At 63.7% G+C, this 9,022-nt stretch carries 8 protein-coding genes; 3 read left to right on the forward strand and 5 right to left on the reverse strand.

Features of this window, described 5'->3' with window-relative positions; genetic code table 11:
- From ISS20_RS21360 to mmsB, 3 genes are all read left to right on the forward strand, one after another.
- Positions 1-419: acyl-CoA dehydrogenase family protein (locus ISS20_RS21360; protein WP_291439350.1), on the forward strand; the 419-nt coding region annotated here is incomplete at its 5' end.
- A 63-nt stretch (positions 420-482) separates the two neighbouring features.
- Positions 483-956, forward strand: coding sequence for a TfoX/Sxy family protein (locus tag ISS20_RS21365; protein ID WP_291439351.1), 474 nt, complete (start codon positions 483-485; stop codon positions 954-956).
- Between the two features lie 113 nt (positions 957-1,069).
- Entirely contained in the window at positions 1,070-1,993 is a 924-nt protein-coding gene (gene mmsB / locus ISS20_RS21370) for a 3-hydroxyisobutyrate dehydrogenase (protein WP_291439359.1), read from the forward strand.
- 107 nt (positions 1,994-2,100) lie between these two features.
- Here the strand turns inward: mmsB and ISS20_RS21375 are convergent, their stop codons facing one another.
- From ISS20_RS21375 to ISS20_RS21395, 5 genes are all read right to left on the reverse strand, one after another.
- Positions 2,101-5,733: an EAL domain-containing protein gene (locus tag ISS20_RS21375; RefSeq protein WP_291439353.1), complete on the reverse strand. Its 3,633-nt coding sequence runs from the start codon at positions 5,731-5,733 to the stop codon at positions 2,101-2,103.
- A 17-nt stretch (positions 5,734-5,750) separates the two neighbouring features.
- Positions 5,751-6,164, reverse strand: a complete 414-nt coding sequence (locus ISS20_RS21380; RefSeq protein ID WP_291439354.1) for a response regulator — start codon at positions 6,162-6,164, stop codon at positions 5,751-5,753.
- Positions 6,161-8,011, reverse strand: a complete 1,851-nt coding sequence (locus ISS20_RS21385; protein ID WP_291439356.1) for a PAS domain-containing sensor histidine kinase — start codon at positions 8,009-8,011, stop codon at positions 6,161-6,163. Before ISS20_RS21385 ends, ISS20_RS21380 begins: the two co-directional genes overlap by 4 nt.
- Positions 8,012-8,293: 282 nt before the next feature.
- Positions 8,294-8,590, reverse strand: coding sequence for a hypothetical protein (locus tag ISS20_RS21390; protein WP_291439357.1), 297 nt, complete (start codon positions 8,588-8,590; stop codon positions 8,294-8,296).
- 234 nt (positions 8,591-8,824) lie between these two features.
- On the reverse strand, positions 8,825-9,022 hold a 198-nt coding region (locus tag ISS20_RS21395; protein WP_291439358.1), incomplete at its 5' end, for a hypothetical protein.

Below are 9,022 nucleotides of genomic sequence, written 5' to 3' on the forward strand. Positions count from 1 at the left end.
CCGTGGGCGCCGCGCAAGGCGCGCTCAACGCCGCCCAGCAGTACATGCAAGACCGCAAGCAGTTTGGCAAACCGATTGCCAGCTTCCAGGCGCTGCAGTTCAAGCTGGCCGACATGGCGACAGAGCTGGTCGCCGCCCGACAAATGGTGCGCCTGGCCGCCAGCAAGCTCGATGCGGGCGCCCGCGACGCCAGCACCTACTGCGCCATGGCCAAGCGCTTTGCCACCGATGCAGGCTTTACCGTGGTCAACGAGGCACTGCAACTGCACGGCGGCTACGGCTACATCCGCGAATACCCGCTGGAGCGCCTGCTGCGCGACGCGCGCGTGCACCAGATCCTGGAAGGCACCAACGAAATCATGCGGGTCATCATTGCGCGGCGCATGCTGGATGGGGATGCAACAGAGGCCATCCGATAGCTACTATATTGATAGCTGACGAGGCATATTCCACTAGCGCCACCGGCATATTTACCCCTGACCATGCCTGCACGCCCGCTGTCTGACGAAACCCTGCACCTGATCGACGCCGTGCGCACGGCCCTCGCTCACCGCAGCGACGTGGACGAGCGGACCATGTTTGGCTGCTACTGCTTCTTTGTGGACGGCAAGCTGTGCATTGGCATCAAGCGCGAAGACCTGCTGGTGCGCCTGCCGCCCGAGCGCCATGGCGCGCTGCAGGAGATGCAGAACACCCGCGAGCTCTCACCCGGCGGCGGCATGAAGGGCTACTTCTGGGTGGAGCCCAACGGCTACGCCACGCGGGCGCAGTGGACGTATTGGGTGGACGAAGCGCTGGCCTACAACCCCTTTGCCAAGGCCACGCCGCCCCGCAAGGCCAAAGCCAACGCCCCGGCGGCTACCAAGAAGGCGCCCGCCACAAAGAAAGGCACCGGCAAAGTCCCAGCATCCACCACAGCCAAGAAGAAACACAGCATCTTCGAAGCCGATGACTGATGTGCCCAAGCGAACCAGCAGACCCAACCAGCGCCACCCACCAAACTTCAAGCCTTTTGGGCTTCTAGTGCTTATTGGATAAGCGCAAGAAGCTATCAAATTCATAGTTTTTCATTCACCACCATCACAACGACAGCAAGGAGCAACACACCATGAAAATCGCATTCATCGGCCTGGGCAACATGGGCGGCCCCATGGCACACAACCTGCACAAGGCAGGCCACGAAGTGCGCGCGTTCGACCTCTCGCAGCCCGCACGCGACAAGCTCGCGGCCGACGGCGTGCCCATCGCCACTGATGCCAAGGCGGCAGTCGAAGGCGCCGAAGTCGTCATCAGCATGCTGCCCGCCAGCCAGCATGTGGAAGGCCTGTTCCTCGGCGCGGGCGAGCTGCTGGCCCAGTTGCCTGCGGGCACGCTGATCATCGACTGCTCCACCATCGCAGCCACCACTTCCCGCAAGGTGGCCGATGCCGCCAAGGCCAAGGGCGTGGCCTTTATCGACGCGCCTGTGTCGGGCGGCACCGGCGGCGCCATTGCAGGCACCCTCACCTTCATGGTGGGCGGCGACGCCGCCGACCTGGAACGCGCCCGCCCCGTGCTCGAAAAAATGGGCGCCAACATCTTCCACGCAGGCGCCGTGGGCGCAGGCCAGACGGCCAAGATCTGCAACAACATGCTGTTGGGCATCTTGATGGCGGGCACCAGCGAAGCCATCGCCCTGGGCGTTGCCAACGGCCTGGACCCCAAGGTGCTGAGCGAAATCATGCGCCGCAGCTCGGGCGGCAACTGGGCGCTGGAGAAGTACAACCCCTTCCCTGGCGTGATGGAAACCGCGCCTGCCAGCAAAGGCTATGCAGGAGGGTTTGGAACGGACCTGATGCTCAAGGATTTAGGCCTGGCGCAGGAGAACGCGATGGCGGTGAAGGCGGCCACGCCGCTGGGGGGCATGGCGCGCAATCTGTATGCGGCGCACAGCCTGGCGGGCCACGGCGCGCTTGACTTCTCCAGCATTATCAAGATGGTGCAAAAAGGCTGAAGGCTGAAGTTTTAGGGCGCTGCCGATCTTTGCGACGGCCCTTCATCAGCCGAAGGCCCCACGCCGCACCCACCATGCCGACCCGCTGGTCGGCATTTTTTTGCCCGCTATTTCGCCAGCAGGGTCTGGAGGAACTGCGCCTCAAACACCTCGGCAGGCACCGGCTTGCTCAGCAGATACCCCTGGATCTCATCGCAGCCCAGCAACGCCAGGTGTCGGGACTGGTCCTCAGTCTCCACTCCTTCTGCCACCACCTTCAGCCCCAGCGAGTGCCCCAGGTTGACGATGGTGGAGACCAGCGCCAATCCCTGCGGGCCCGAGGTCATGTTCAGGATGAAGGACCGGTCGATCTTGAGCGTGTCCACAGGAAGTTTCGCCAGGTAGCTCAGGGACGAAAACCCCGTGCCAAAGTCGTCGATGGCGATGGTGATGCCCATCTCGCGCAGCGCATGCAGGCTGGCGGTGCTGTGCTGCACATCGTCCATGACCATGCTTTCGGTGATCTCCAGCTCCAGCCCCGCAGCCGCCCCGGCATCGTGGGCCACGGCGTCTCGCACCTCGGCAATGAAGCCCCGGTGCAGCAGCTGCAAGAACGACACATTGACGGCGACCCGCAGGGGCGCCAGCCCCGCCTGGCGCCAGCGCAGGTTGTCAGCCAGGGCCTGGCGCAGCGCCCAGCGGCCCACGTCGTAGATCAGGCCGGTTTCTTCCAGAATGGGGATGAACTGCGCGGGTGGCACCAACCCTCGGCGCGGGTCGTTCCAGCGTATCAAGGCCTCGGCCCCGGCGATGGCGCCCGTAGCCAGGTGCTGCTTGGGCTGATAGTGCAGCACAAATTGGCCCTGCTCCAGTGCGTCGCGCAGGCGGCCCTCCAGGCTCAGGGCTTCCGCCACGCGGGTGTTCATCTCCGAGGTGTAGAACAGCAAGCTGTCGGCCGATGCCTTGGCCTTGTTGAGCGCTGCCTCGGCATTGCGCAGCAGGTTTTCTGCATCGGCACCATCCATGGGGTACAGCGCGACACCGGCCTTGGCGGCCATGCGCAGCTCGGTGCCACCCAGCACAAAGGGGGCCTCAAAACAGGCCCGCATCAGTCCGTCCAGCGCCTGCGCCACCGCGCCCGCGTCCCGCGCGTCGGTCACGGCGATGCCAAAGCTGTTGACGCCAATGCGCGCCACGTCGTACGCATCGCCCGCCGCTTGCTGCAGCCGCTGCGCCACCTGCTTGAGCAGTTCGTCCCCCTCCTGGCGCCCCAGGGTGTCGTTGACGAACCGAAATCGACTGATGTCCATGAGACCTATACCCAGCAGCACCTTGGCCCCCTCGCGCGGCCGCAGGTGCTGGCCGCTGCGCTCCAGGAACAGGGTGCGGTTCGGCAGACCGGTGATGTCGTCGTAGTACGCCAGGTAGTTCAGCCGCTCTTCCTTGTCGAGGTGGTCCATGGCAAAGCCAATGTCGCCCGCCAGCTCGGTCAGCAGATGCATCTCGTCATCGTCAAAGAACCCGGCTTCGTCGGCAAAGAGAGCGATCACGCCCACCACCTCGCGTGCCACCAGCAATGGCAACACCGCCATCGACGCCACGCCGCGCGCGGCCAGCTCCCGGGGAACCAGGATGCGCGGATCGCTCTGAATGTCTTCACACACCACGGCCTGCTGGGTGCGTACCACGCTGGCACTCAGGCTTTCACCCTCTCGGGGGGTTTCGCTGAGCCACAACCGGCGCCGCACATGCATGAGGAACTCCGCCCCGGCCCCGGCGAGCGCCACTGGCACCACCTCTTGCAGGGAGTGATCCACACGGCCGATCCAGGCGATCTTGAACTGGCCGTGCTCCACTGCGATGCGGCAGGCCTCGCGGAACAACTCGTCACGCCGACGCACGCGCACGATCAGGGTGTTGATGCCGCTGAGTACAGCGTACACGCGGTTAAGGCGCTTGATGCGGCGCTCGGCGTCACGGCGTGCAGTGATGTCTTCGCCCAAGGCCGCCACCCCTGTCACCTGTCCACCCACCGAGCGCAGCACGGTGTTGTTCCAGTGCACCAGGCGCCGCTCGCCCGAGCGGGTCCGTATCTCGTTGTCGTAGTGCCAGGCCGACGGCCGGTCGGCCAGCACGTCGGCAAAAACGCTGCGCACATCGCCCATCTCGGGTGGCACGAACAGATCGAACCAGTTGCGGCCAAACACTTCGTCACGCTGCCAGCCCGTCAGCCGCAGCAGGTAGTCGTTGCAGTAGGTGATGCGTCCTTCGCAGTCCAGCATCAGCGAGATCATCTCGACGTTGTCGAGCATGTCGTTGAAGCGGCGGTCGCTTTCGTGCAGTTCTTCTTCGGCCCGCTTTTCCTTGGTGATGTCCTGGATGGTGTTGAACCAGCGGCCCAGATCGCCCCGGCCCGCATCGTCCTCCAGGGGCTCCATCACCTGGCGCAGGTACAGCGGCTGCCCGTCGCCACGTACGACGCGGTAGGTAAAGTCCATGCGCGCGCCCAGGTGCGCTGCCTGCAGCGCATGGCGGCGGAACATGTCGCGGTCGTCGGGGTGTACCAGCGCCAGCCAGTCGCGGGCCGAGCGGGGCATGGCGCTTTCATCCAGCCCCAGCATGTCGGGCAAGGTGTCCAGCCAGCTCTCAAAGGCTCCGTCTGGCCCGCTGATGACGTGGGATATCTTGGCCAGCACCTGGGCCCGGCGCAGGCTGGCCTTGTTGGCATGCAGCGCATCCACGGCCCGCTGGCGCTCTTGCACCTGCATCTGCAGTTGGTCGGCGTGCTGCTGGACCTCCTGGTACAGGCTGCCGTTCTCGTAGATGCGCCCCACCTGCGCGCCCAGAATGGCAAGCACTTTTTCGTCGTCGGCGCTGAAGGCGTCTGCCCCCTGCTTGTTGGCCAGACACAGCCAGCCGTAGGAGAACGACAGAGACACGATGGGCGCGATCACCGCCGTGTGCACCGGGGGATAGTCTGCGGGCAACCCAATCGCCCCTGGGTCGCCCCCTGCATTGGCCAGGCGCTGCGGGCGGCGTTGGGCCCGCAGCTGGCCCAGCAGCCCATGCGACACCACAGGCAGATCGAGCGGTCTGTTCTGAAGGGCCGAGTCCATGCCGCTGGTGCAGGTGATGGCACCGCCGCTGTGCTTGCGCACCACGCACAACACGGCGTACTGCGCGCCCACCAGCTCGCGCGCACCCCGGCACACGTTGGCCAGCAGCACCTGCGGGTCGCGCTCGGAGGCCAGCTGCAGGTTCAGATCGGTCAGCGCGGACAGGCGCCGGTTCATGGCCTCCAGCTCGGCCATGTTGCCGGTGAGCTTGTCGGTCATCAGCTGCAGGTGGCGGGTCTGAAAACTGTGCTCCAGCGCCACCGAGGGCTGGTGGTGGATCTGCGTCAGCGCATGTTCGATGGCAGTCAGGATGTCTTGCGGCTCGCAGGGCTTGAACAGCACCTGGGTGACGCCACAGGCCTCGGCAAGGCGCAGGGCCTGTTCTTCCTGGTAATGCGCGCTGCAAAAGATCACCTGCGTGGCCGCCAGGCCATGCTCGGAGCGCAGTTGCCGCACGAACTCAAAGCCGTCCATGGTCGGCATCAGGATGTCGGAGATCACCAGGTCCGGCCGCTCGGCACGGACCACGGCCAGCGCCTCGGCGCCATCGGCCGCCTCCAGCGCCTGGTGGCCGCTGTGCCCGATGAGCGTGACCACCAGCGCGCGGTTGGCGGGGAGGTCATCGACGACGAGGATCTTTGCCATGCTGTACGTGCTGGGGTTCAACCTGATTGAGGTGGTGGGGTCTGCCGGGCACTGGCCAAAAACGCCTCGATCTGCTGCACAAAGGTCTCGGGCGTGATGGGCTTGGGCAGGTGTTCATTAAAACCGACTTCGAGAGCCTTCTCACGGTCACCCGGCATCGAGAAAGCCGTCACCGCCACCAGTGGCGCTACCCGCCAGTGCGGACTGGCGCGCAGGCCGCGCGCCACTTCGTAGCCATTCATCACAGGCATCTGCAGGTCGCACAGAATGAGGTCCGGGCCTTCGGCAAGCGCCAGGTCCAGCCCCAAGGCGCCGTTGTCGGCGGCCAGCACCCGGTGGCCGGAGGCCTCCAGCAGGTAGGTCACCAGCATGCGGCTGGCATCATCGTCCTCGATGACCAGAATGGTGGCGGAATGCGTGGTGGTTGTCATGTCAGGCGCTCCGGCAATTGCAGGGTGAAGGTACTGCCCACGCCCTCGGTACTGTCAAAACCCAGCGTGCCGCCCAATGCCTCTGCCAGCTTGCGACTCAGGTGCAAGCCCAAGCCCGTGCCCTCGTGGTGGCGGCGGTCCGCGCTCTCCACCCGCGAAAACGCCTCGAACAGGCGCGGCTGCTCATACAGCGGTATGCCTGGGCCGGTGTCCTGCACGCGCAGCTGCACGACGCGGCCCGAAGACAGCAGCAGCTCTTGCAGCACCACATCTACCCGCCCCTGCAGCGTGAATTTGATGGCATTGCCCACCATGTTGATGAGTATCTGGCTGACAGCACGTCGGTCGGTCTGCAGCAACAACGCGTCCTGCGGCGTATGCACGGCAAAGGCCAATCCTTTGCGCCGAGCCTCCAGCTCCAGCGTGGCGGACACCTCCTCGATCAAGGTTTTGCAGTCCACCAGTTCCAGATTCAATGTCACTTTATTGGCATTCAACTTGGCAACATCCAGCAGATCGTTGATGAGCGAGAGCAGGTGTTTGGCACCGGTCTGCACAATGCGCAGCTGCTTTTCCTGCTCTGCATTGAGCGGGCCGGGCAGCTTCATCAGCAGCGTGCCAGTAAAGCCGATGATGGCATTGAGCGGCGTGCGCAACTCGTGGGACATGCTGGCCAGAAAGCGGTCCTTGACCAAGGCCGCGTTCTCCAGCTCCAGGTTCTTGTCACGCAGCACCTGCTCAATGCGCTTGCGCTCGGTCACGTCACGGATGGCACTGGACACATACAGCCCCTCCTCCGTCTCCAGCGGACTCAGGCTGATTTCCACCGGAAACTCGCTGCCGTTCTTGCGCAGTCCGTGCAGCTCCAGGCCCGCCCCCATGGAACGGGTGCGCGGCTCGGCAAAAAACTGACGCCGGTGGTCTGGGTGGCGGGCACTGAAGCGCTTTGGCACCAGAAGTTCGATGGGCTTGCCCAGAAGTTCGTCGCGGCTCCAGCCAAAGAGTTTTACCGCCTGGGAGTTGACCAGCACGATGCTCCCCTCACGGTTGACGATGACCATCGCATCGGGCGCGGCCTCGAGCAGGTCCTTGAACTTCTGGTCAGCCCGCTTGCGGTCGGTGATGTCGCGAATGGCGCTCATCACCATGGTGCCCTCTTCGGTATCGATGGGGCTCAGGCTGATCTCCACCGGAAACTCACCGCCATCCTTGCGCAGGCCATGCAGCTCCAGCCCAGCGCCCATGGTGCGGGTGCGCGGCTGGCCAAAGAACCCACTGCGGTGGCCCAGGTGGGCGCCCCGGTAGCGGTGGGGCAACAACACCTCCACCGCCTGGCCCAGTAACTCGGCACGTGGGTAGCCAAACACGCGCTCGGCCTGCGAGTTGACCAGTACGATGCGCCCGGTCACGTTGACCATCACGATCGCGTCGGGGGTGGATTCCAGCAAATCCCGAAACCGGGCCTCCAGCAGCTTGGCATCCCGCTGCACCTTGAGCTGGGTGACATCCTTCTTGCTCGACAGGAAGTACAGCACCTGCCCATTGGCATCAAACACCGCTTTGGTCGATACATTGACATGCACCAGCGAGCCGTCCTTGCGGCGGCGCACGGCCTCCTGCACGGAGGTCCCCCATTGCATGGCCTCGGCACGAAACTGATTCTCGTCTTGTGCCCTGTCCGTGGGCACGATCAGATCGAGGATGGAGCGTCCCTGTACTTCGGCTTGCGTGTAGCCAAAGATCAGCTCGGCCGCCGGGTTCCACTCCAGCACCACGCCCTCAGGCGACAGCACCAACAATGCATCCGGGTTTTGCTCCCAATACGCGGCAGAAAAATCAGTCGCCATGCAGCCCTCTCGCTTCCTGCTTCCTGGAGAGTCAGCCGCTCCAGGGTCCTTCAACGCTCGCCACATTCGACAGAGCGCAAATCAGGCTCATGCCATGCCATGCCATGCCATGCCGAAGCGTCAGGCCATCTTAGGAGGGAAAGTTTCAAAAAGCCAACTCTGAAGTGCCAGCAAGATCATGCCGGCTGCGAGATGAACAGGGAAGCACGGAAAACAGGCCGATCAATAGCCCTGCCGCACGAGGGGCCTCACCGTCTGTGGCGTTGCATACCCTTCCCTCCGCTAGCCACGGGGTGTGCCTGTCATCGATGCCTGATCCATCCAATGATCTATGGTCGCAACCAACACGTGCGCTTTGGCAAACCCATCCACTCGGCGGACCAGATGCTCGCCATACCTTCCCACAACTGGGGGAAAGCTGGTGATGCCCCAACGACGCGCTTGCGCAAAATCCTTCTGAGTCATCTGAACGGTTGCATCGGCCATGAACCACTCCTGCAGCCCTTGGGCATTCAACGCCTGTACCGACAGAGCCCGAGTCACCACGGCAACCAGCACTTCTGGATCGGCCGTGTCCAAGCCGTCGGCATAGAAAGCCTTTCATAGAAAGCCTTTTGCAGCGCACAAAAAATGCCCAACAAGTTTGCACCAGGCTCAGTGACATGCTGACGCTGTTCTGGCCACGCGACGATCGGGTCGCTGGGATCGTCGGCGCCTTCAGCCAGCTTCGGGGATGTCCATGTGCTTGCCTGTGTGCGCTCCAATGGTCGTAATCGCGGGCATCCCATGGTGTGGCTCCGAAGCAGCACACCCTCAGGCCGAGCACTCTTGATGAGCCGATGCGCTGGCAGAAAAACCCAGCGTCAATGCGATGACGCAACACAACGCCAGCCCGCCCACTGATGAGAGAAACGGCTTGGAGAAAGGTCGAAGAATGTTCATGTCAATCTCTGATGTCGTAATGAAAGACCTTGGAAACAATCTGCCAGCGTCCGTCCAGCCAGAGCAGCG

This window comes from Acidovorax sp. (genome assembly GCF_016783915.1).
Taxonomy (GTDB): Bacteria; Pseudomonadota; Gammaproteobacteria; order Burkholderiales; family Burkholderiaceae_C; genus Acidovorax.

Coding starts and splice junctions, on each gene's coding strand:
- ISS20_RS21380 (WP_291439354.1), bottom strand. CDS start 6,164: ATGACAACCACCACGCATTCCGCCACCATTCTGGTCATCGAGGACGAT.
- ISS20_RS21375 (WP_291439353.1), bottom strand. CDS start 5,733: ATGGCAAAGATCCTCGTCGTCGATGACCTCCCCGCCAACCGCGCGCTG.
- ISS20_RS21365 (WP_291439351.1), top strand. CDS start 483: ATGCCTGCACGCCCGCTGTCTGACGAAACCCTGCACCTGATCGACGCC.
- ISS20_RS21385 (WP_291439356.1), bottom strand. CDS start 8,011: ATGGCGACTGATTTTTCTGCCGCGTATTGGGAGCAAAACCCGGATGCA.